Annotated in this window: 22 protein-coding genes; 9 read left to right on the top strand and 13 right to left on the bottom strand. The window is 60.4% G+C overall.

Annotated features, from left to right (window positions below):
* Positions 1-5 precede the first annotated feature (5 nt).
* From A8O26_RS22120 to ribBA, 4 genes are all read right to left on the bottom strand, one after another.
* Entirely contained in the window at positions 6-815 is an 810-nt protein-coding gene (locus A8O26_RS22120) for an ABC transporter permease (RefSeq protein ID WP_007918021.1), read from the bottom strand.
* A gap of 6 nt (positions 816-821) precedes the next feature.
* Complete coding sequence (locus A8O26_RS22115; protein ID WP_064119864.1) at positions 822-1,769, bottom strand: ABC transporter permease; 948 nt, start codon at positions 1,767-1,769, stop codon at positions 822-824.
* A complete protein-coding gene (locus A8O26_RS22110) occupies positions 1,766-2,791 on the bottom strand; it encodes an ABC transporter substrate-binding protein (RefSeq protein WP_064119863.1) in 1,026 nt (341 codons plus the stop codon). Before A8O26_RS22110 ends, A8O26_RS22115 begins: the two co-directional genes overlap by 4 nt.
* A 433-nt stretch (positions 2,792-3,224) precedes the next feature.
* Positions 3,225-4,334 carry a bifunctional 3,4-dihydroxy-2-butanone-4-phosphate synthase/GTP cyclohydrolase II gene (gene ribBA / locus A8O26_RS22105; protein WP_064119862.1) on the bottom strand — a complete coding sequence of 370 codons (1,110 nt, stop codon included), beginning with the start codon at positions 4,332-4,334 and terminating at the stop codon, positions 3,225-3,227.
* A 68-nt stretch (positions 4,335-4,402) separates the two neighbouring features.
* Here ribBA and A8O26_RS22100 point away from each other — a divergent pair, with 68 nt between their 5' ends.
* Entirely contained in the window at positions 4,403-4,699 is a 297-nt protein-coding gene (locus A8O26_RS22100; protein ID WP_064119861.1) for a DUF1330 domain-containing protein, read from the top strand.
* 122 nt (positions 4,700-4,821) lie between these two features.
* Here A8O26_RS22100 and A8O26_RS22095 read toward each other — a convergent pair whose 3' ends face one another.
* From A8O26_RS22095 to A8O26_RS22065, 7 genes are all read right to left on the bottom strand, one after another.
* The gene (locus tag A8O26_RS22095) at positions 4,822-5,385 is read right to left on the bottom strand and encodes an NUDIX hydrolase (protein WP_064119860.1); all 564 of its coding nucleotides are present in this window, start codon (positions 5,383-5,385) and stop codon (positions 4,822-4,824) included.
* Position 5,386: 1 nt separating this feature from the next.
* On the bottom strand, positions 5,387-6,139 hold the full coding sequence (locus A8O26_RS22090; protein ID WP_064119859.1) for a GntR family transcriptional regulator: 753 nt from the start codon (positions 6,137-6,139) through the stop codon (positions 5,387-5,389).
* A gap of 42 nt (positions 6,140-6,181) precedes the next feature.
* Positions 6,182-6,586 carry a carboxymuconolactone decarboxylase family protein gene (locus A8O26_RS22085; RefSeq protein WP_053121180.1) on the bottom strand — a complete coding sequence of 135 codons (405 nt, stop codon included), beginning with the start codon at positions 6,584-6,586 and terminating at the stop codon, positions 6,182-6,184.
* 133 nt (positions 6,587-6,719) lie between these two features.
* The gene (locus A8O26_RS22080; RefSeq protein ID WP_064119858.1) at positions 6,720-7,205 is read right to left on the bottom strand and encodes a flavin reductase family protein; all 486 of its coding nucleotides are present in this window, start codon (positions 7,203-7,205) and stop codon (positions 6,720-6,722) included.
* Positions 7,206-7,217: 12 nt separating this feature from the next.
* The gene (locus A8O26_RS22075; protein WP_064119857.1) at positions 7,218-8,699 is read right to left on the bottom strand and encodes an aldehyde dehydrogenase; all 1,482 of its coding nucleotides are present in this window, start codon (positions 8,697-8,699) and stop codon (positions 7,218-7,220) included.
* Entirely contained in the window at positions 8,696-9,529 is an 834-nt protein-coding gene (locus A8O26_RS22070; protein WP_064119856.1) for an alpha/beta fold hydrolase, read from the bottom strand. Before A8O26_RS22070 ends, A8O26_RS22075 begins: the two co-directional genes overlap by 4 nt.
* A 31-nt stretch (positions 9,530-9,560) precedes the next feature.
* A complete protein-coding gene (locus A8O26_RS22065; protein ID WP_064119855.1) occupies positions 9,561-10,151 on the bottom strand; it encodes an amino acid synthesis family protein in 591 nt (196 codons plus the stop codon).
* A 450-nt stretch (positions 10,152-10,601) separates the two neighbouring features.
* Between A8O26_RS22065 and A8O26_RS22060 the strand changes: the two genes are divergently transcribed.
* A complete protein-coding gene (locus A8O26_RS22060; protein WP_064119854.1) occupies positions 10,602-11,645 on the top strand; it encodes a WD40/YVTN/BNR-like repeat-containing protein in 1,044 nt (347 codons plus the stop codon).
* On the top strand, positions 11,642-14,026 hold the full coding sequence (locus A8O26_RS22055) for an efflux RND transporter permease subunit (protein ID WP_064119853.1): 2,385 nt from the start codon (positions 11,642-11,644) through the stop codon (positions 14,024-14,026). Before A8O26_RS22060 ends, A8O26_RS22055 begins: the two co-directional genes overlap by 4 nt.
* Positions 14,027-14,331: 305 nt before the next feature.
* On the opposite strand, the gene A8O26_RS22050 is transcribed toward A8O26_RS22055, so the two are convergent.
* Both A8O26_RS22050 and A8O26_RS22045 read right to left on the bottom strand, forming a co-directional pair.
* A complete protein-coding gene (locus A8O26_RS22050) occupies positions 14,332-15,051 on the bottom strand; it encodes a FadR/GntR family transcriptional regulator (RefSeq protein WP_064119852.1) in 720 nt (239 codons plus the stop codon).
* Positions 15,052-15,236: 185 nt separating this feature from the next.
* Positions 15,237-16,973 (bottom strand): IlvD/Edd family dehydratase, encoded by a 1,737-nt coding sequence (locus A8O26_RS22045; RefSeq protein WP_064119851.1) that lies wholly within the window; start codon positions 16,971-16,973, stop codon positions 15,237-15,239.
* A gap of 193 nt (positions 16,974-17,166) precedes the next feature.
* On the opposite strand from A8O26_RS22045, the gene A8O26_RS22040 reads away from it, so the two are divergent.
* The 6 genes from A8O26_RS22040 to A8O26_RS22015 all read left to right on the top strand — a co-directional run bounded on the left by A8O26_RS22040 (position 17,167) and on the right by A8O26_RS22015 (position 23,209).
* A complete protein-coding gene (locus A8O26_RS22040; RefSeq protein ID WP_064119850.1) occupies positions 17,167-18,489 on the top strand; it encodes an MFS transporter in 1,323 nt (440 codons plus the stop codon).
* Between the two features lie 148 nt (positions 18,490-18,637).
* Positions 18,638-19,630: an AraD1 family protein gene (araD1, locus tag A8O26_RS22035; protein WP_064119849.1), complete on the top strand. Its 993-nt coding sequence runs from the start codon at positions 18,638-18,640 to the stop codon at positions 19,628-19,630.
* A 9-nt stretch (positions 19,631-19,639) separates the two neighbouring features.
* Positions 19,640-21,220, top strand: coding sequence for an aldehyde dehydrogenase (NADP(+)) (locus A8O26_RS22030; protein WP_064119848.1), 1,581 nt, complete (start codon positions 19,640-19,642; stop codon positions 21,218-21,220).
* A 179-nt stretch (positions 21,221-21,399) separates the two neighbouring features.
* The gene (locus tag A8O26_RS22025; protein WP_008088034.1) at positions 21,400-21,711 is read left to right on the top strand and encodes a DUF5629 family protein; all 312 of its coding nucleotides are present in this window, start codon (positions 21,400-21,402) and stop codon (positions 21,709-21,711) included.
* Positions 21,698-22,873 (top strand): lactonase family protein, encoded by a 1,176-nt coding sequence (locus A8O26_RS22020; RefSeq protein WP_064119847.1) that lies wholly within the window; start codon positions 21,698-21,700, stop codon positions 22,871-22,873. Before A8O26_RS22025 ends, A8O26_RS22020 begins: the two co-directional genes overlap by 14 nt.
* Before the next feature lie 156 nt (positions 22,874-23,029).
* Positions 23,030-23,209, top strand: coding sequence for a hypothetical protein (locus A8O26_RS22015; RefSeq protein ID WP_007917967.1), 180 nt, complete (start codon positions 23,030-23,032; stop codon positions 23,207-23,209).
* Positions 23,210-23,248 lie beyond the last annotated feature (39 nt).

Here is a 23,248-nt window from a genome sequence, read left to right as displayed (position 1 = left end):
GGCGCTCAGGCGCTGATTTCGTTGCGCCGGCGCAGCGCGGCGGCGATGACCATGACCAAAACAGACAAACCGATCAGCAGCGTCGAAGCGACGGCGATCACTGGCGTCAGGTCCTGGCGCAGGGTGGTCCACATTTTCACGGGAAGGGTTTGCAGGGTCGGGCTGGCCATCATCACGCTGAGCACCACTTCGTCCCACGAAACGAGGAAGGCGAAGAGGGCGCCGGCGACCATGCCCGGACGGATCGCCGGGAACGTTACCTTGAACACCGCTTGCAGGCGTGACGCGCCGCAGATCACCGCCGCGTCTTCAATCGACTGGTCGAACAGTTTCAGCGAGTTGATGATCGAGATGATGGTGAACGGCAGCGCGACGATCACATGGCTGACGACAAACGCGAACATCGTCCCGGTGTAGCCGAGCTTGAGGAACAGCGCGTACACCGCCACGGCGATGATCACCAGCGGCACGATCATTGGCAGGGTGAACAGACCGTAGAGCATTTCCCGGCCCGGAAAACGTCCGCGCACCAGCGCAAACGCAGTCGGCAAACCGAGGGCCACGGCGCAGATCGTGGTCAGCACGGCGACCTTGAGGCTGGCGGCTGCGGCGTTCATCCAGTCGGGGTTGGAGAAGAACTGGCCGTACCATTTCAACGTCCAGCCCGGCGGTGGAAACACCAGCCACTGGGATGAGCCGAACGATAGCAGCACGATGAACACGATCGGCAACAGCAGGAACAGACCGATCAGCCCGGTGGTTGCATACAAGCCGAAGCGCATGCGCCGGCTCATCGCATTGGGGGTCAGGAGCATGTCGGCTTACCTCGCGTTACTGGCGCCAACCGGGGATTCCGGCTGAAGCTTCAGGTAGAAGTAGAACAGCACCAAAGTGATCGCGATCAGCAACGCGGCGCCGGCACTGGCCAGGCCCCAGTTGAGGAACGATTGCACCTGCTGAATGATGAACTCCGGCAGCATCATGTTCTGCGCCCCGCCAAGCAGCGCCGGGGTCACGTAGTAACCGAGCGACATGACGAACACCATCAAGCCGCCGGAGGCCAGACCCGGCCGGCACAGCGGCAGGAACACCCGGAAGAAGTTGGTCCACGGGCTGGCGCCGCAAATCGAGCCGGCCTGCAGGATCATCGGGTCGATGGCCTGCATGGTCGCCTGCAACGGCAGCACGATGAACGGGATCATGATGTAGCTCATGCCGATCACTACGCCGGTGAGGTTGTGCACCATCTCCAGCGGCTGATCGATGATGCCCATCGCCATCAGCGCCTTGTTGATCACGCCGGACGCTTGCAGCAACACAAGCCACGAATAGGTGCGGGCGAGCAGGCTGGTCCACATCGACAGCAGCACGATGTTGAGGATCCAGCGCCCCCAGCCGCGCGGCACCAGAGTGATCGCCCAAGCCAATGGAAAGCCCAGCAGCAGGCTGAACAGCGTCACCAGCCCGGCCACCGAAAAGGTGTTGAGCAGCACCCGGGCATACGCCGAGTTGGCGAACAGTTGTTCATAGTTGCCAAGGCCAGGCACAGGTTCGAGCACGCCGCGCAACAGCAGGCCAATCAACGGCGCGAGAAAGAACAGGCCGATGAACAGCAGCGCCGGCGCAAGGTTGCCGGCGCCGCGCCAGCGTTGTCTGAGGGACGGGGCTTGCTGCATCGCAACCGCCTGGTTTCCGTGGGCCGAACCGGCAGCGCTGGCGGCGCTCCCGGTGGCAGTGGAGGGACGGGACGCGGTGGCCGCCATTTTCATTTGACCAGCCATTCGTTCCACCGTGTCGCGATGGCCTGGCCGTTTTTGGCCCAGTACGCGAAATCAAGAGTGATCTGATCCTTAGCGTAGGCAGTCGGCAGGTTGGGGGCCAGCGTCGAATCCAGACGCTCCACACTGTCGAGGTTGACCGGGGCGTAGGCGGTCAGGTTGGAGAAGTCGGCCTGGCCTTTGGCGCTGCTGGCGCTGGCCAGAAACTTCATCGCCGCGTCCTTGTTTTTCGAGCCTTTTGGAATCACCAGAATGTCGGCCATGACCAGGTTCTGTTTCCAGCTCACGCCGACCGGGGCGCCGTCTTCTTGCAGGGCATGAATGCGACCGTTCCAGAACTGGCCCATGCTCGCTTCACCGGACGCCAGCAGTTGCTGCGACTGCGCGCCGCCGCCCCACCAGACGATGTCTTTCTTGATGGTGTCGAGTTTCTTGAAGGCGCGATCGAGGTCCAGCGGGTAGAGCTTGTCGGCAGGTACGCCGTCGGCCAGCAGCGCCAGTTCGAGTACGCCAGGGCTAGGCCATTTATAGAGGGCGCGTTTGCCGGGGTAGGTTTTGGTGTCGAACAGGGCGCTCCAGTCCTGCGGCTTGTTGGCGCCGAGTTTGCCCTCGTTGTAGCCGAGGACGAAGGAGAAGAAGAACGAGCCGACGCCGTGATCGCTGACGAAGCGCGGGTCGATCTTGTCGCGCTGGATGACTTTGAAATCGAGGGGTTCGAGCAGGCCTTCAGCGGCGGCGCGCAGGGCGAAATCGGCTTCGACATCGACCACGTCCCACTGCACGTTGCCGCTCTCGACCATGGCTTTGAGTTTGCCGTAGTCGGTCGGGCCGTCCTGCACGACGGTGATGCCGCTGGCCTTGCTGAACGGATCGGCCCAGGCCTGTTTCTGCGCATCCTGGGTGCTTCCGCCCCAGCTGACGAAGTTCACGCTGTCGGCAGCCATTGCAGCCTGGCCGGTGACGCTGAGCAGTCCCGCCAAAAAGATCGCGGTTGCAGCTTTGTTCAACACCATTTTCACGCCCTCATTGTTGTGTTTTTGAGCGGGCTTGCGTTGTTGCCCGCCTGTCGGGAGCAGTAGCCGGACGTTCGTTCGAGTGTCCGGTCTATGGAATATCATATTATGGTATTCCAAACTTTGTGCAAGCACTTTGCCTTACCGGTTATCTGGAGGCTGATGGTTTTTCACTTGAGAGATGTGTAGAAATTTTAGATCCAGCCCCTCACCCCAGCCCTCTCCCAATGGGAGAGGGGGAAAGGGAGCAGATCTTCATGTCGTTCAAAACCGCGCTCGACTCGGCATTGGAAAGGGAGCCGATCTTTGTGCTGTTCAAAATCTGAGTTCGACTCGGTATTTCAGGTCGATGTCTAAGTGGGCAAACACCTCGGTCGGCTCCCTCTCCCTACGGGCGGTCCGACGTTTCGGGAGGGCTGGGGTGAGGGCAACTTTATTCAGTGAACGGAATACTCTCGACCACCTCCAGGTCATACCCGGTCAGGCCGGCGTATTTCAGAGGAGGGCCTAGGTGACGCAACTTACCCACCCCCAGATTCTGCAGAATCTGCGCCCCAGTCCCCACCTCGGAATAAATCCGCGATTGCGAGCGACTGAACTGCCGTGGCGGCTGGGTCAATTGCGGCACCCGCTCCAGCAACGCCTGCGACGACTCATGATTGGCCAGCACCACGACAACCCCATGCCCCTCAGCCGCGACCCGTTGCAACGCTGCCCACAACGTCCAGTTTGTCGGCCCGCTGTATTCAGCGCCGACCAGATCGCGCAGCGGATCAATCACATGCACCCGCACCAGCGTCGGCTCTTCACGGCGCAAGTCGCCCATGACCATCGCCATGTGCACACCGCCCTCGATGCGATCCTCAAAGGTGATCAAACGGAAGGTGCCGTGCACCGTCGGCAGTTCGCGTTCGCCAATCCGTTCGATGGTGTGCTCGGTGCTGAGGCGATAGTGGATCAGGTCGGCGATGGTGCCGATCTTGATGCCGTGCTTGCGCGCAAACACTTCCAGATCCGGGCGCCGGGCCATGGTGCCGTCGTCATTCATTACTTCGACAATCACCGAGGCCGGGGTAAAACCGGCCAAACGGGCCAGATCACAACCCGCCTCGGTATGCCCGGCGCGGGTCAGCACGCCGCCTTCCTTGGCACGCAGCGGAAAGATATGGCCCGGCTGCACCAGGTCTTCAGCGCGAGCATTCGGTGCGACGGCCGCGGCCACGGTGCAGGCGCGATCTGCCGCCGAAATACCGGTGGTCACGCCAACCGCCGCTTCAATCGACACGGTAAACGCGGTGCTGAACACGCTGCCATTGGCCGGCACCATTTGCTCCAGGCCCAAACGCTGGCAATGTGCGTCGGTCAGGGTCAGGCAAATCAGCCCGCGCGCTTCACGGGCCATGAAGCTGATCGCCTCAGGCGTGCAGCGGTCGGCGGCCAGCAGAAGGTCGCCTTCGTTTTCGCGGTCTTCGTCATCGACCAGCAGGACCATTTTGCCGAGACGATAATCTTCGATGATTTCTTCGATGCTGTTGAAGGCCATGCTGGACTCTCAGGGTTTGTTGGAAATATATTGGTATACCATAATACAAAATCAGCAAAGAGGTCACTATGAAGGCGTACTGGATTGCTCATGTGGATATAGCCGATGCCGATCATTACAGCCAATACACCCAGCGCGCGCCGGCGGCTTTCGCCGAATTCGGCGCGAAGTTTCTGGCCAGAGGCGGGCGCAGCGAGGCGATGGAAGGGCGCGAGACGCCGCAACGCAGCGTGGTGATCGAGTTTGAGAGTTACGAAAAAGCCGTGGCGTGCTACCACTCGGCGGCGTACCAGGAAGCGAAAAGTTATCGCGAAGAATGGGCGAGGGCGCAAATCATCATCGTCGAAGGCATCGCCCCAATTTAAGCAACACCACAAAACACTGTGGGAGCGAGCCTGCTCGCGAAAGCGGTCATTCATTCAACATTTGTATCGACTGGCACGACGCTTTCGCGAGCAAGCTCGCTCCCACAGGAGATGGGCAATCTTCAGCGGATAAAGTGAATCTTCCCGCTGTCATCATTGCCCATATAGATCCCATACACCCCAGCCTGACGCTCTTCGATATAGCGCTCAAGAATCTGCCGGATCGCCGGGTAATAGATCTGTTCCCACGGGATGTCTTGCGGCGCGAAGAACTTGTAGTCCAGGGTTTCGGGCCCGTACTGCCCGGTAATCTCCAGTGCGATCGCGCGGAAGATGATGTACACCTCGCTGATCTTCGGCACGCTGAAAATCGAATACGGCGAGACGATTTCCGCGCGCACACCGCTTTCTTCCCAGACTTCACGCAGTGCGGCTTGCTCAGTGGTTTCGCCGCTTTCCATGAAACCGGCCGGCAGCGTCCAGGTGCCGGGGCGCGGGGGAATCGCCCGTTGGCACAAGAGGTATTTGCCGTCCTGCTCGATGATGCAGCCGGCGATGATCTTCGGATTGACGTAGTGGATGTAGCCGCAGCCGCGACACATCAGGCGCTCGTGCGTATCGCCCGCCGGTACCTGCTGACCGAGGTCAGGGCCACCGCATTTCGGGCAAAAGCTCGGGCTGAACATATCAGTGACCTATACGGGGTTCTTTCAGCGCGATGGGCAGGGTGATCGGTGGCGTAGCGCCGGTTTCTTCCTGTTTGCGCTTGAGGTAGTCGAGCGCTACCGCAGCGGCAGCGCGAACGTGATCGACACAGGCCTGATGCGCCACCAGCGGATCGCCGCTTTTGATCGCCGCGACCATTTTTTCCATTTCCTGATTACTCGCGCCGCGACGGTTTTCCTGGGAAACCGAAGTCGCGCGCAGGTAGCTGATGCGCGCCTGCAACTGACGCAACTGAGTGGCCGCGACATGGTTGCCCGAGCCTTCGAGCAGCACGTCATAGAAGCCCTGCACCGAGTCGATCACCTGTTGCAACTCGCCGTCTTTCAACGCCTTGCGGTTGTCGTCGAGGGCTTTTTCCAGGGCTTTGATGTCCTTGGCTTTGGCGCGCAGGGTGAACAACTGCACGATCAAACCTTCGAGCACGCAACGCAGTTCGTAGATATCGACGGCATCGGCCAAGGTGATGATGGCGACTCGCGGGCCCTTGGCATCGGCGAATTCCACCAGACCTTCGGATTCCAGGTGACGCAAGGCCTCGCGAACGGAGGTACGGCTGACGCCGAGGCGATCGCACAGATCGCGCTCGACCAGACGATCCCCTGGCATGAGCTGGAAATTCATGATCGCGCTACGCAGTTTATCCAGCACGATTTCGCGCAGGGTAACGGGGTTGCGATTGACCTTGAAGCTGTCGTCGAGGGGCTGGCGTTTCATGGGGTCCGCTCTTTCGGTTGGCTGTCCATGCCAGACGGGCATCTAAACAGCCGAGGGGTTAACTGGGGCTTCGGCGTCGGCTTCGGCAAAGGCTTCACGGGCCAGCCGGAAACTGTCCACGGCTGCCGGAACGCCACAATAAATGCCGACCTGAAGCAGAATTTCGCGTATTTGCTCACGACTCAGGCCGTTACGCAAGGCGCCGCGCACATGCAGCTTGAGTTCGTGCGGACGGTTAAGCGCCGAGATCATCGCCAGGTTGATCATGCTGCGTTCCTTGAGCGACAAGCCCTCGCGGCCCCAGACATGGCCCCAGCAGTATTCGGTGACCATTTCCTGCAGGGGACGGGTGAAGTCGTCGGCGTTGTCGATCGAGCGCTGCACGTAGGCTTCACCCAATACCTGAGTGCGGATCTTCAGGCCTTTTTCGTACTTTTCGTTACTCATCATTCCTCCTGTCACCACTATCCCTTGTGGGAGCGAGCTTGCTCGCGAAAGCGTCACTACGTTCAACATTGATGTCGACTGACACTACGCCTTCGCGAGCAAGCTCGCTCCCACAGGGTTTCGCATTGTCGCCTCAGGCCAGGGTCGGCAGGGGCCCAAGCTTGCCCTTGTGGTAGATCATCGGTGTCACCGGTTGCGCTGGCAGGATCAGGTTCTTCACCGCGCCAACAATAATCGCGTGATCGCCACCATCGTATTCCCGCCACAACTCGCACTCGATGATTGCGGTGGCTTTGGCGAGGATCGGGTTGCCCAACTCGCTCAAATGCCACTCGATACCGGCGGCCTTGTCCTTGCCTTTACCGGCAAACGCATAGGCCTCAGCCGTCTGGTCAGCCGACAGCAAATGGATCGCGAACTTCTTGCTGTCGCGCAGCACCGGGTAAGTGTCGGAAGCATAGTTGGGGCAGAACAGCACCAGCGCCGGATCAATCGACAGCGCGCTGAAGGCGCTGGCGGTGATGCCGACAATGCCGCCCTCCGGGTCAACAGTGGTAACCACCGTGACGCCGGACGGGAACGAGCTCATGACGTCTTTGTAAATGCCGGGTTCGATCATTTCGCAGGACTCCTAGCGCATCACAAACGGATCAGGCATTGGCGCCTGGGAAAGGTTGATCCACACCGTTTTCAGTTCGGTGTAGGCCAGCACCGAATCGATGCCGCTTTCGCGTCCATAGCCACTGTTCTTGAAGCCGCCGATCGGCGCCATCGCCGACACCGCGCGGTACGTGTTGACCCAGATAATCCCCGAACGCACATCGCGCGCCAGACGATGGGCGCGACCGAGATCGCGGGTCCAGATGCCGGCCGCGAGGCCGAACTGCGAGTCGTTGGCGATGGCCAGCGCTTCGGCTTCATCTTTAAAGCGGATCACCGACGCCACCGGGCCGAAGACTTCTTCCTGCATGATCTTCATCGAATTGCGATCGCACTCGAATAGCGTCGGCTCGTAGAACCAGCCTTCGCCGAGACCCGTTGGACGCTTGCCGCCGGTGCGCAAACGCGCGCCTTCAGCGATGGCATCAGCGACCAGACCTTCGACCACCGCCAGTTGCTGCGCGGTGGCCATCGGGCCCATCTCGCTGTTGTCTTCCTGCGGGTTGCCGATGCGAATGCGCTGGGCGCGTTCGACCAGGCGATTGACGAATTCGTCGTAGATCTCGTCCTGCACCAACAAGCGCGAACCGGACACGCAACTCTGACCGGACGCCGCATAGATTCCGGCAATCGCGCCGTTGATCGCGCTGTCCAGATCGGCGTCGGCGAAGATGATGTTCGGCGACTTGCCGCCAAGTTCCAGCGACAGCTTGGCGAAGTTCTCGGCGCTGCTGCGCACCACATGACGCGCCGTCGCCGCGCCGCCGGTGAAAGCGATTTTGCGGATCAGCGGATGGCGGGTGAGGGCGGCGCCGGTGCTCGGGCCGTAACCGGTGACGACGTTGACCACGCCCGGCGGAATCCCGGCTTCGAGGGCCAGACGCGCCAGCTCAAGAATGGTCGCCGAGGCGTGCTCGGACGGTTTGATCACAATCGTGTTGCCAGCGGCGAGGGCCGGGGCCAGTTTGATTGCGGTCAGATACAGCGGGCTGTTCCACGGAATGATCGCGGCGACTACGCCCATGGCTTCGTGCACGGTGTAGGCAAACAGATCCGGCTTATCCAGCGGCAGCGTGCCGCCTTCGAGCTTGTCGGCAAGGCCGGCGGTGTAGTGAAAGAACTCCGGCAGATAGCTGACCTGGCCACGGGTTTCGCGGATCAGCTTGCCGTTGTCGCGGCTTTCCAGCTGCGCCAGTTGTTGCTTGTTTTCCGCGATCAGGTCGCCGAGACGACGCAGCAATTTGCCGCGTGCGGTGGCGGTCAGGCTACGCCAGGCCGGGCTGTCGAAAGCAGTCTGTGCCGATTGCACGGCGCGTTCGACGTCCGCTTCATCAGCGTCAGGCAGTTGCGCCCAGGCTTGCGCCGTGGCCGGGTTGAGGCTTTCGAAAGTCTTGCCGGAGAGGGCATCGACCCATTCTCCGCCGATGCACATCTGGAAGCGTGCGAGTGTCATGCAACGATCCCCTTTATATGGTTTTGTCGGGAGTGTGCGAATTGCAGAAATTCCAGCAGCGTCTGATTGACCAGACGCGGCGACTCTACCGGCATCATATGCCGTTGCTCAGGCAGCACGGCAACCTTCGCACCGGGGATGCGCCGGGCCAGTTGCTCGGCCATTTCCGGGGTCGAACCGGGGTCGAGTTCGCCGGTGGCGATCAGCGTCGGCGCCTGAATGCTGCCCAGGTCGTCAACGCGGTACATGTCTTGGGTGGCGAACAATTCGTAGGTGGTCAGGTAACCCTGCGGATCATTATTGGCAAGGGTCTGGCGCAATGCGGCGATCTGCGCCGGATTGGCCGCTTGATATTCGCGGCTGAACCAGCGCGAAAGCGCCGCTTCGGCATTGGCGTCCGGGCCATGTTCGGCGGCTTGCGCGGTACGTGCGATGACGCCGGCTCGCTGTTCTTCGCTGCGGTTGAACACACTGTTCAACACCACCAGGCTTTGCAGGCGCTGCGGGTAATGCAGGGCAAAAGCCCGCGCGACCAGACCGCCCATGGAGAAACCGATCACCGCTGCCTGTGGCAGATTCAGGTGATCGAGCAACTCCAGCAACTGATCGGCGTACCCGAGCAGGTTGGTGCCGCTGGCCGGTCGCGGGCTGGCGCCATGGCCAAGCATGTCGTAGGCGATCACTTGATATTGGCTGGACAGGCCGACAATCTGGCCGCCCCACATTTCTTTGTTCAGGCCCACGCCGTGGATCAAAACCACGGGCTGGCCTTGGCCGGTCGCCAGGTAACTGGTGCCAGCCGGGGTGAGTTCAGCGGTGAGCCGAATCATGGAGCGCTCCTGCAATGCCTTTTTATTGTGGTTACTGGGCTTTTTCGGCGGCCAGTTCTTCCAGATCGATGTAGCGGTTGCCGATGCGCGGGTGCAGACGACCACCGTCGGCGCAACCCAGCACGACAACGATTTCGTCGGCACGCGGCGCGTCTTCGATCTGCATTTCCAGAGTGATGTAGTGCGAACGCTGACCTTCGTCGTCCTTGTGCATCATCGGGATTTGGATCGAGGTGCCCGGGCCGCCGCGCTTGTTGGTGAAGCTCAGGTAGCTCTTGGCGTTGACGGCTTCGCGGTAGTGGTTGCCGAAGCGCAAGGTGTGGATTACGGCGGAGGCGTGTTCGATCTCGCCATCCGCGCCGACCACGGCGGCTTTGCCGTAGGCCTCGATCTTCTCGGCACCGCCGATGATGCCGACCAGACGCTCGACCATCAGCGCACCGAGGTCGGAGCAGTTGGCGCGGATCTGCGGTTTGAGGTCTTCGATGAAACCGTTGCCCACCCAAGGGTTTTTCATCACCACGGCGAGGCCGACCATGGTCACTGGCTTGTCAGTGGCTTTGCCGCCTTCGATGAAGGTTTCTTCGACATAGCTGACGATCTTGCGAATTTCGAAACTCATGAGCTGCTCCGTTGGGGGATTGAGAGTGTCTGTGCGTCTGATGGTATACCATAATACCGATCGTGCAAGTCCCCTCGATGACTTTTGCCGCATCACCCCGGCGAATGGTCATGTATTCAGGTCCCAAAGCCCCCACCAACCCCTGTGGGAGCGAGCTTGCTCGCGAAGAGGCCCTTTCAGTCGACATCTTCATTGCCTGACCCACCGCTTTCGCGAGCAAGCTCGCTCCCACAGGGGAATTTCTTCGTTACAGAGGGCGGCTTTCGGTTAACAAAAGATAACGTGGCGCCGATTGTCAGACGTTTCGAAAGCCCGATAGGATGAGCCAGCTTCCGAAGTGGCTCTGGATTGCGGGTTTCAGGACTATGCTCCTGAGCAGCCATCAGCGGAGCACACTTGCGGCGCCCTTGAAGGCCAAATGGCCTAACAATAATAAATAGGGGAAGGTCTATGAGTCGTTGCCGCCCGCCGGCGTTACGCAACACCGCGTTGCTGGCCACAGCACTCTCTCTGCTGGGCTTTGCCACGTTATCGGCACCGGTGATGGCCGCCGAGGCGCCAGCCGACGTGGTCTATGCCACTGAATCCACCAAAGCCGCGAAAAGCCTGATTCTCGATGTCGTCCACGCCGGCACGCGCCTGGTCGCGGTCGGGGATCGCGGGCACATTGTCTATTCCGATGACCAGGGCAAAACCTGGACCCAGGCCAAGGTGCCGAGCCGGCAACTGCTGACCGCGGTGTATTTTGTCGACGACAAGCACGGCTGGGCGGTCGGGCACGACGCGCAAATCCTCGCCAGCGCAGACGGCGGTCTGACCTGGACCAAGCAATTCGAAGACCTCAAACGTGAATCGCCGCTGCTCGACGTCTGGTTCAAGGACGTCAACAGCGGCTTCGCCGTGGGCGCTTATGGCGCGTTGCTGGAAACCACCGATGGCGGCAAAAACTGGGAAGACGTCAGCGACCGCCTCGACAACGAAGATCAATTCCACCTCAACGCCATCGCGGCGGTGAAAGAAGCCGGGCTGTTCATCGTTGGCGAGTCGGGCAGCATGTTTCGCTCCGCCGACTGGGGCCAGACCTGGGAAAAACTCGAAGGCCCGTACGAAGGTTCGCTGTTCGGCGTGATCGGCACGGCGCAACCGCAGACCCTGCTGGCTTATGGCTTGCGCGGCAACCTCTACCGCTCCACTGATTTCGGCAGCACCTGGGAGCAGGTCGAACTGAAAGCCGCACGTGGTGCATTGGAGTTCGGCCTGTCCGGCGCAACCTTGCTCGCCGACGGTTCGATCGTGATCGTCGGCAACGGCGGCTCGGTGATCAGCAGCAGCGACAATGGCGAAACCTTCAGCGTGTTCAACCGTCCGGACCGCATCTCGCTGTCTTCCGTCACCGCTGCCGGCGACGGCAACCTGATTCTGACCGGGCAGGGTGGCGTCCACACCACACAGCCAAACGGCGCCGAAGTTAATAATAAGAAGGCGGGGCTATGACTTCCTTGATCACTCCTCAGCAGGAAAAGGCGACGTATCTTGAACGCCTGATTTTCAACAACCGCCCGGCCGTGATCCTCATCTGCCTGGTGGTGAGCATTTTCCTGTTCTGGCAGGCGACGCTGATCCGGCCGTCGACCAGTTTCGAAAAAATGATCCCGCTCCAGCATCCGTTCATCGAGAAGATGATGGAGCACCGCAACGATCTGGCCAACCTGGGCAACACCGTGCGCATTTCGGTGGAAGCCAGGGACGGTGACATCTTCTCCAAGGAATACATGGAGACCCTGCGCCAGATCAACGACGAGGTGTTCTACATCTCCGGCGTCGACCGCTCCGGCCTGAAGTCGCTGTGGAGCCCGAGCGTACGCTGGACCGAAGTGACCGAAGAGGGTTTTGCCGGCGGTGAAGTGATCCCGCAGAGCTATAACGGCTCACAGGACAGCCTCGATCTGCTGCGCAACAACGTGCTCAAGTCCGGTCAGGTCGGGCGTCTGGTGGCCAACGACTTCAAGTCGAGCATCGTCGACATCCCGCTGCTGGAGTCCTACCCGGACCCGGAAGACCAGGGCAAGTTGCTCGCCCTGGACTACCGCAAGTTCTCCCATGAACTCGAAGACAAGATCCGCAACAAGTTCGAAGCGCAGAACCCCAACGTCAAAATCCACATCGTCGGTTTCGCCAAGAAGGTCGGCGACCTGATCGACGGTCTGGTGATGGTGGTGATGTTCTTCGGCATCGCCTTCGTCATCACGCTGATTCTGCTGTTGTGGTTCACCAACTGCCTGCGCAGCACCATCGCGGTGTTGAGTACCACGTTGGTGGCGGTGGTCTGGCAGCTTGGGTTGATGCACTTCTTCGGCTTCGGGCTCGATCCGTATTCGATGCTGGTGCCGTTCCTGATCTTCGCCATCGGCATTTCCCACGGCGTGCAGAAGATCAACGGTATCGCCCTGCAATCCAGCGAGGCCGACAACGCACTGACGGCTGCGCGACGCACCTTCCGGCAACTGTTCCTGCCGGGGATGATCGCGATTCTCGCGGATGCGGTGGGTTTCATCACACTGCTGATCATCGACATCGGCGTGATCCGTGAGCTGGCCATCGGCGCGTCGATCGGCGTCGCGGTGATCGTGTTCACCAACCTTATCTTGCTGCCGGTGGCGATTTCCTATGTCGGCATCAGCAAACGCGCGATTGCCCGAAGCAAGAAGGACGCCAACCGCGAACACCCGTTCTGGCGCCTGCTGTCGAACTTCGCCAACCCGAAAGTCGCGCGCATCTCGGTGGTGCTGGCGCTGATCGCTTTCGGTGGCGGCCTCTGGTACAGCCAGAACCTGAAAATCGGCGACCTCGACCAGGGCGCGCCGGAACTGCGTCCGGACTCGCGCTACAACAAGGACAACAACTTCATCATCAACAACTACTCGACCAGTTCCGACGTGCTGGTGGTGATGGTCAAGACCAAGGCTGAAGGCTGCTCACGCTATGAAGCCATGGCGCCGATCGATGAGTTGATGTGGAAGATGCAGAACACTGAGGGCGTGCAGTCGGCGATCTCGCTGGTGACCGTGTCCAAGCAGATGATCAAGGGCATGAACGAGGGCAACCTGAAATGGGAAACCCTGTCGCGCAACCCGGACGTGCTGAACAACTCGATTGCCCGTGCGGATGGCCTGTACAACAACAGTTGCTCACTGGCGCCGGTGCTGGTGTTCCTCAACGATCACAAGGCTGAAACCCTCGATCGTGCGGTGGCCGCCGTGCAGGAATTCGCCAAGGACAATAACAAGGACGGCCTGGAATTCATCCTCGCGGCCGGTAACGCCGGGATCGAAGCGGCCACCAACGAAGTCATCAAACAGGCTGAGCTGACCATCCTGATTCTGGTGTACATCTGCGTGGCGGTGATGTGCATGATCACCTTCCGTTCGTGGGCGGCGACCTTGTGCATCGTCCTGCCGCTGGTGCTGACCTCGGTACTCGGCAACGCGCTGATGGCGTTCATGGGCATCGGCGTGAAAGTCGCGACGCTGCCGGTGGTGGCGCTGGGCGTGGGGATTGGTGTCGACTACGGCATCTACATCTACAGCCGTCTGGAGAGTTTCCTGCGGGCCGGTCTGCCTTTGCAGGAAGCCTATTACCAGACGCTGAAATCCACCGGTAAAGCGGTGCTGTTCACCGGCCTGTGCCTGGCGATCGGCGTGTGCACCTGGATCTTCTCGGCGATCAAGTTCCAGGCCGACATGGGCCTGATGCTGACCTTCATGCTGCTGTGGAACATGTTCGGTGCGCTGTGGCTGCTGCCGGCACTGGCGAAGTTCCTGATCAAGCCGGAGAAACTGGCGGGGCAGAAGGGTAATTCGTTGTTTGCCCACTGATCCGAGGGTTTGAAACGACAAAGCCGCAACCTTGGGGTTGCGGCTTTTTTTGTGGCTCAAGATCAAGAGCCCCTCACCCTAACCCTCTCCCGGAGGGAGAGGGGACTGACCGAGGTGTGCGGCTTGATACATCGACCTGAGATACCGAGTCGATTATGGATTCACAACAGATCGTTCGACTTGAGATGCCAGTCGATTTTGGATTCACTACAAATCGTTCAAGTCGGCGTAGATCTGGAATATCCCCCAATCGGTCCCCTCTACCTCTGGGAGAGGGCTAGGGTGAGGGCAGAAGATCTCAAGCGTTAAGTAAGTTCAGCGCCAAGCACAACACTCAACGCACTACGCGCATCATCCAGCTGCACCAACGTCGCATGCCGAGCCCCCAGCGCATCCCGATTCTCGATCGCCGTCAAAATCGCCTTATGCCGAGGCAGCGCCAGTTCATGCAGATTCGGCCGCTGATTCGAATGCTTCAACGCCTCGGCAATCGCCACCGACAACATATTGCACAGATTCGCCAACAGATCATTGTGCGTCGCATCGGCGATCCGGCTATGGAAATCCAGATCCGGCTGCAACAACGCTTCCGGCGTCGGCGCCGCTTCCATGCGCTGGTACGCCTCACCAATCCCCGCAATTTCAGCGTCGGTCGCATGTTGAGCGGCGAGGGCAGCGGCAGCTGGCTCAATGATGCTGCGCACACTGGTCAGCACATTGAAGAATTCATTCTGCGGGCTGCTTTGCATCAACCAGTGCAGCACGTCGGGGTCGAGCATGTGCCATTCGCGGCGCGCCTTCACCACTGTGCCGACGCGTGGCTTCGAATACACCAAACCCTTGGCCACCAACACCCGCGTGGCTTCACGCAACACCGGCCGGCTGACCGCGTACTCCTCGCAGAGCAAGGCTTCGGCGGGCAGTTTGTCGTCGGGCAAGAAGCGTCCGGAGACGATCTGCATGCCCAGTTCCTGGACGATGCGCGAGTGCATGCTTTTGCGGTCGGAAGGTTTGCGGTAATCCATGGGGAGCGGGGCAATCCTGAGCGATGGAGATGCCGCGCATCATAGCAGGCACGGCACAATCTTGAGGCGGGTAAAGAACAACTGTGGGAGCGAGCTTGCTCGCGAAAGCGGTGGGTCAAACAACATAACTGTTGAATGTACCGCCGCCTTCGCGAGCAAGCTCGCTCCCACAGGGATTTGTGTGATCAGTGAGAATGACGCGGCACTTCAGCTCCTCGGCAACCCACGAGGAAATCAAAGTCACACCCCTGATCCGCCTGCAGCACATGGTCGATGTACAACTGACGATACCCGCCCACCAACAACTGCTGTGGTGGTTGCAGATCCGCCATGCGCGCGGCCAGTTCGGCATCCGGAATGTCCAGGTGCAAACGCCCGGTGGCGCAATCCAGCTCGATCCAGTCGCCTTCCTGCACCGTCGCCAAAGGTCCGCCAGCCGCCGCTTCCGGCGCCACGTGCAAAACCACCGTGCCGTACGCCGTGCCGCTCATCCGCGCATCGGAAATGCGCACCATGTCGGTCACACCCTGGGCCAACAGCTTGGCCGGCAAACCCATGTTGCCGACTTCGGCCATGCCCGGATAACCCTTTGGCCCGCAGTTCTTCATCACCAGAATCGAATCCTTATCGACGTCCAGCTCCGGGTCGTTGATCCGCGCCTTGTACATGTCGAAGTTCTCGAACACCACCGCACGGCCGCGATGCTGCATCAGCTCAGGCGTTGCGGCGGACGGCTTGAGCACCGCGCCGAGTGGCGCCAGATTGCCGCGCAATACGCAGATGCCACCGTCGGCGCGAATCGGATTGTCGAGCGTGCGGATCACCTCGTCTTCGCCATAGATCGGCGCGTCCTTGGTGTTCTCGCCGATGGACTTGCCGTTCACCGTCAGCGCATTCGGGTTCGGAATCAGATTGGCTTCACCGAGACGGCGCAACACCGCTGGTAAACCACCGGCGTAATAAAACTCTTCCATCAGGAAACGCCCCGACGGTTGCAGGTCGACAATGGTCGGCATGCCGCGACCGATGCGCGTCCAGTCATCCAGATCCAGCTCGACACCGATGCGCCCGGCGATGGCTTTCAAGTGAATCACCGCGTTGGTCGAACCACCGATGGCCGCGTTAACCCGAATAGCGTTTTCGAAGGCTTCCTTGGTGAGGATCTTCGACAGACGAAGGTCTTCGCGAACCATCTCCACCGCGCGCATGCCGGACATGTGCGCCAACACATAACGGCGCGCATCCACCGCCGGAATCGCCGCGTTGTGCGGCAGGGAAGTGCCGAGCGCTTCAGCCATACAGGCCATGGTCGACGCCGTGCCCATGGTGTTGCAGGTGCCCGCCGAACGCGACATGCCGCCCTCGGCCGCGAGGAAATCGTCGATAGTGATAGTGCCGGCCTTGACCTGTTCGCTGAGTTGCCAGACCACGGTGCCGGAACCGATGTCCTTGCCCTTGTGCTTGCCGTTGAGCATCGGCCCGCCGGTCACCACGATGGCCGGCACGTCGCAACTGGCCGCGCCCATCAGCAGCGCCGGGGTGGTTTTGTCGCAACCGGTCAGCAGCACTACGCCGTCAATCGGGTTGCCACGAATCGCCTCTTCAACGTCCATGCTCGCCAGGTTGCGGGTGAGCATGGCGGTCGGGCGCAGGTTCGATTCGCCGTTGGAGAACACCGGGAATTCCACTGGAAAACCGCCAGCCTCGATCACCCCGCGTTTGACGTGCTCCGCGATCTGACGGAAGTGCGCGTTGCACGGGGTCAGTTCCGACCAGGTGTTGCAGATGCCGATGATCGGCTTGCCGTGGAACTGGTGGTCGGCGATGCCCTGATTCTTCATCCAGCTGCGGTACATGAAGCCGTTCTTGTCGGCCGTGCCAAACCATTGGGCGGAGCGCAGGGTGGGTTTCTTATCAGACATGATCGATTCTCTTATTGTATGACTATAGTGTTCCAGCTACGGCTTAATCTAAGCTCAAAAACCTAGGTTTGGAAGTGTTGTTGGTGAATTAGTATTACTATATAGTCGTTTTCGACGGAGGGATGGCCCTGACGGTTTTCCGTGAGAGGCGTCCCCCGAGGTTCTATAAAAACAACAATCGGAGACCGATCTCATGAGCCAGGAACTGCGGCTGATACGGCGCATCACGCTGAAACTGATTCCTTTCCTGATCCTGCTGTACCTGATCGCCTATGTGGATCGCTCCGCCGTCGGCTTCGCCAAGCTGCACATGGGCGCCGACATCGGCATCGGCGATGCGGCTTACGGCCTCGGCGCCGGGCTGTTCTTCATTGGCTACTTCCTCCTCGAAATCCCCAGCAACCTGATGCTCGAACGCTTCGGCGCCCGACGCTGGTTCGCACGAATCATGATCACCTGGGGCGCCATCACCATCGGCATGGCGTTCGTCCAGGGGCCGCACAGTTTTTACGTGATGCGCTTTCTGCTCGGCGCGGCCGAGGCGGGGTTCTTCCCCGGCGTTCTCTACTACATCACCCAATGGTTCCCGGTGCGCCATCGCGGCAAGATCCTCGGGCTGTTCATTCTTTCGCAACCGATCGCCATGATGATCACCGGCCCGGTGTCCGGCGGTTTGCTCGGCATGGACGGCGTCCTTGGCCTGCATGGCTGGCAGTGGCTGTTCATTGTCATCGGCACCCCGGCGATCCTGCTGACCTGGCCGGTGCTGCGCTGGTTGCCGGACGGCCCACAGCAAGTGAAATGGATGGATCAGGCGGAAAAAGACTGGCTGACCGGCGAGCTGAAAAAGGATCTGCAGGCATACGGCCAGACCCGTCACGGCAATCCGCTGCATGCGCTGAAAGACAAACGCGTGTTGCTGCTGGCGCTGTTTTACCTGCCGGTAACGTTGAGTATTTATGGCCTGGGTTTGTGGTTACCGACGCTGATCAAACAGTTCGGCGGCAGCGATCTGGTCACCGGTTTTGTGTCGTCGGTGCCGTACATCTTCGGGATCATCGGTTTGCTGATCGTGCCGCGCAGTTCCGATCGCATGAATGATCGCTACGGCCATCTCGCCGTGCTTTATGTGCTGGGTGCGATTGGCTTGTTCCTGAGTGCGTGGCTGTCGTTGCCGGTGGCGCAACTGGCAGCGCTGTGTCTGGTGGCGTTCGCGCTGTTTTCCTGCACGGCGGTGTTCTGGACCTTGCCGGGCCGGTTCTTTGCCGGCGCGAGTGCGGCGGCGGGGATTGCCTTGATCAATTCGGTGGGGAATCTGGGTGGCTACATCGGGCCGTTCGTAATTGGGGCGTTGAAGGAATACACCGGAAATCTTGCGTCCGGCTTGTATTTCCTCTCGGGGGTGATGGTGTTTGGCTTGATCCTGACCGGAATCGTTTACCGCGTGCTGGAACGCAAACACGTCCTGCCCGTTGACCAATTTGCCGCCAGTGCCCGAGGCGCCACACGAACCTGACAGACCAACGCTGACCCCCCTGTGGGAGCGAGCTTGCTCGCGAAGAGGCCGGCACAGCCAGCATCTCCGGTGACTGATGCACCGCTTTCGCGAGCAGGCTCGCTCCCACAAGGGATAGGCGGTGTTTTTGAGGGAATAGGAGAAAATCATGCATCTGGTTCAATTCGAATTAAGCAACGGCGAGCGCCGCGTCGGCGTGGTCGACAACGGTCTGGTGCGCGAAGTGCAGGACGCGCGCAGCACCCGCGATCTGGCGTTGGCCGCGATCGAGGCTGGCAGCACCCTGGAGCAGCAAGTGCAGACCCTCGGCCTCGGCATCAGCCACGACTACGCCGAACTGCTCGCGCAACTGCGCATCCTGCCGCCCCTCGACCACCCGGACCCGGCACACATGCTGATCAGCGGCACCGGCCTGACCCATCTGGGCAGCGCTTCGGCGCGGGACAAAATGCACCAGCAGGCCGGCGACGAAGCGACGATGACCGACACCATGCGCATCTTCAAATGGGGCGTGGAGGGCGGCAAACCGGCGGCGGGGCAGGCCGGTGTGCAACCGGAATGGTTTTATAAAGGCGACGGCAGCATCGTCGTCCGCCCGGGCCAACCCTTCCCGGTACCACCGTTTGCCGAAGACGCCGGCGAAGAACCTGAGATGGCCGGGCTGTACATCATCGGCAACGACGGCAAGCCGTATCGACTGGGCTTTGCGGTGGGCAACGAGTTCTCCGATCACATCATGGAGCGCAAGAATTACCTGTACCTGGCGCACTCGAAACTGCGCAGTTGCAGCTACGGCCCGGAACTTCGCACCGGTGAATTGCCTCAACACCTTGCCGGCACCAGTCGCATCCTGCGTGACGGTGAAGTGCTCTGGCAGAACGAGTTTCTCAGCGGCGAGGCGAACATGTGCCACAGCCTCGCCAACCTCGAATACCACCACTTCAAATACCGTCAGTTCCTCCGTCCGGGCGACGTGCACATTCACTTCTTCGGTACTGCGACCCTGTCGTTTGCCGACGGCATTCGCACGCAGCCGGGCGACCTGTTCGAAATCAGCCAGGCCGAATTCGGCGCGCCGCTGGTCAACGGCATCGTGCCGATTGCAACCGCGTTCGAACCGGACAGCATCGCCACCCTTTAAGGAGATCCCATGACTCAGATTCTCGGTCACAACTACATCGGTGGTCAGCGCAGCGCCGCTGGCAACGTCAAATTGCAATCCGTCGACGCCACCACCGGCGAACAACTGCCCCACGATTTCATCCAGGCCACGGCTGAAGAAGTCGACGCCGCCGCCAAAGCCGCCGCTGCCGCGTACCCGTCCTATCGCAGCCTCAGCGCCGAACGCCGCGCGCAGTTCCTTGATGCGATTGCCGATGAACTGGATGCCCTCGGTGATGACTTCGTCGCCGTGGTCTGCCGCGAAACGGCGTTGCCAGCCGGGCGTATTCAAGGCGAGCGCGGACGCACCAGCGGGCAAATGCGCTTGTTCGCCAAAGTGTTGCGCCGGGGTGATTTCTACGGTGCACGGATTGATCTTCCGTTGCCGGATCGCCAGCCATTGCCACGTCCTGATCTGCGCCAATACCGCATCGGTCTCGGTCCCGTAGCCGTGTTCGGTGCGAGCAACTTTCCACTGGCGTTTTCCACGGCTGGCGGCGACACCGCTTCAGCATTGGCCGCCGGTTGCCCGGTGGTGTTCAAGGCCCACGGCGGCCACATGGCGACAGCGGAATTGGTTGCCGACGCGCTGATCCGCGCCGCCGAAAAAACCGCGATGCCGGCCGGTGTGTTCAATATGATTTACGGCGGTGGTGTCGGTGAGTGGCTGGTCAAGCACCCGGCGATTCAAGCAGTCGGTTTCACCGGTTCGCTCAAGGGCGGTCGGGCACTGTGTGACATGGCCGCGGCACGCCCGCAGCCGATCCCGGTGTTCGCCGAAATGTCGAGCATCAACCCGGTGATTGTCTTGCCGCAGGCGCTTGCCGAACGTTCGGAAACGGTTGCCCGCGAGCTGACCGCTTCGGTGGTGCAGGGCTGCGGCCAGTTCTGTACCAATCCGGGTCTGGTGATCGGTATTAGCTCACCGCAGTTCAGCGCGTTCGTGCAGCAAGTCGTCGGTTTGATCGGTGATCAGCCGGCACAAACCATGCTCAACGCCGGCACCCTCGGGAGCTATGGCAAAGGTTTGCAGAAGCTGTTGGCGCATTCCGGCATCGAGCATCTGGCCGGCAATCCGCAGCAGGGTAACCAGGCGCAACCGCAGTTGTTCAAGGCCGATGCCAGCCTGTTGATCAATGGCGATGAAGTGCTGCAGGAAGAAGTGTTCGGTCCGACCACGGTGATTGTCGAAGTGGCGGACAAGGCGCAACTCAGCGCCGCACTGCATGGCCTGCACGGGCAACTGACGGCGACGATCATTGGCGAGCAGGCGGACTTCGAGCGTTTCCCTGAGCTGACGCCGTTGCTGGAACAGAAGGTCGGGCGGATCCTGCTCAACGGTTATCCGACCGGTGTCGAGGTGTGTGATTCGATGGTGCATGGCGGGCCGTATCCGGCGACGTCAGATGCGCGCGGCACCTCTGTCGGTACGCTGGCGATCGACCGTTTCCTGCGCCCGGTGTGCTTCCAGAACTACCCGGACAGCTTGTTGCCCGAGCCGCTGAAAAACGCCAACCCGCTGCGCATCCAGCGCCTGGTCGACGGCAAGCCCTCGCGCGACGCGCTGTAACTGCCAGCCAATATCCCCTGTGGGAGCGAGCTTGCTCGCGAAAGCGGTGTATCAGAAACATATTTGTCGACTGACACACTGCATTCGCGAGCAAGCTCGCTCCCACAGGGGTAACAGCGGGGCCTCTGGATCACATTGAGCTATCATTGGCCCTTTCCCCCCTAGAAAGACTGTTTGCCATGACTGCCCAAACCCTTCTCAACGCCCTCGAACACTGCGGTATGGTCGAAATCGACGGCCTGCATGCCTTCGAATTCGCCCTCGACGAAGACGACAACCTGCACATCGAATGTATCGATGGCCGAGCGGCCAAGCATTGGGAATTCACGCCGGCTCAGGTTGCCGCGGCAACCTTCGATGACTCACTGCAGAGCTGGTTGATCGTCGGCTACTTCAATGAAACCAAAGCGATCGGCGAACACCGCCTGGTGTGTCATGGCGATGTAGTCAGCAGCAGCGACGACGAGGATGACACTGATGAAAATGCGTAAATTCTGGCCGCTGCTGATGGCCGGCAGCGTCGGTGCCATGGGCCTGTCCACGGCATCGGCAGAAAGCTTCCAGTTGCTGGTCGGTTCCTACACCGCCGGCACCAGCCAGGGCATCTATCGAATGAACTTCGACAGCGCCACCGGCCAGATCGACGCCAAGCCGCTGCAAGTGGTCAAGAGCGAAAACCCGTCGTGGCTGACCCTGTCCAAAGACCAGCATCGGCTGTTCGTGGTCAATGAAAACGGCCCGGGCCAAAAAGACCCGGTCGGCCGCGTCAGCAGCTATTCGATTGATCCGAAAACCCACGCCCTGACTCTGATCAATCAGGTGCAGAGCCTGGGCAACGAGCCAACTCATTCCAGCCTCAGCAGTGACGCCAGTCACCTGTTCGTCAGCAATTATTCGGTGGTGGAAGATCCGGGCGGAACCCTGGCGGTGTTGCCAGTCGGTGCCGACGGCAAACTCAAACCCGTCGTGCAGATGAGCGCGCACCCGGCGAGCCGGGTTAATCCCGAGCGTCAGGCGTCGAACCACGTGCACTCGACGATCTCTTCGCCGGACGGTCGTTACGTGTTCTCCAATGACCTGGGCGCGGACAAGGTCTTCATCTACAAATTCGACCCGAAGGCCAATCCAGACCTGCCGCTGACCCCGGCGAAAACTGCCTCGGTGACGTTGCCCGCCGGCAGCGGCCCGCGTCATCTATTGTTCAGCGCCGATGGCAAACACGCCTGGCTGACCATGGAAATGAGCGCGCAAGTCGCGGTATTCGATTACAACGACGGCGTGCTGACCCAGACGCAACTGGTCGATCTGGCCGCCGGCCAGCCGACTTCGGACAAGGCCGGTGCCGCTTTGCACGCCTCGGCGGATGGCAAGTTCCTCTACGTCAGCAACCGTGGTACCGCCAATCAATTGGTGGTGTTCGCGATCGATCCGGCGACTGCCCAGCTCAAAGAGCTGCAAAAACGCTCGGTGGAAGGTGATCACCCGCGCGAATTCAGCCTTGATCCGAGTGGCAAATTCCTGCTGATCGCCAACCAGAAGAGCAACCAGATTGTCGTCGTCGAACGTGATGGCAAGACCGGTCTGCTCGGCAAAACCGTGCAAAAACTGCCGATGGACGCGCCGAGCGACCTCAAGTTTCTGGTGCGACAATAAGCCACAGGCCCCGGTTTACGGGGCCTGTCTCTTTGTATTAATCGCGCTGATATCCGGTAATGCTACAAAGCATTTCAAGCGATCAACCCTCGAGCGTTAAGTTTGCTCCACAGCCCAACCGGGCAAGCAAGCCAACCGAACACGAGGGTTACCGCCATGAACTTCAATCTCTTCTCCGTCATCGCCGCTTCCGCCATCTCCGCCACCGTTGTACTGCCAGCCAGTGCCAACGTTGAAATCAACAGCAAAAAATCCCACACCCAGAGCTACACCCAGAAATACCTGCAACAGAGCGCCAACTTCTACGCCGCGCTGGATCACAAAGCCCAACACTGAAACCTTCGCCTCGACCACAGCTGCCGAAGGCTGCGATCT

Origin of the sequence: Pseudomonas fluorescens, from assembly GCF_001648775.1 — a bacterium.
Taxonomy (GTDB): domain Bacteria; phylum Pseudomonadota; class Gammaproteobacteria; order Pseudomonadales; family Pseudomonadaceae; genus Aquipseudomonas; species Aquipseudomonas fluorescens_M.
Note: the sequence above shows the minus strand (reverse complement) of the source record. Positions and strands in the feature narration are given on the sequence as shown.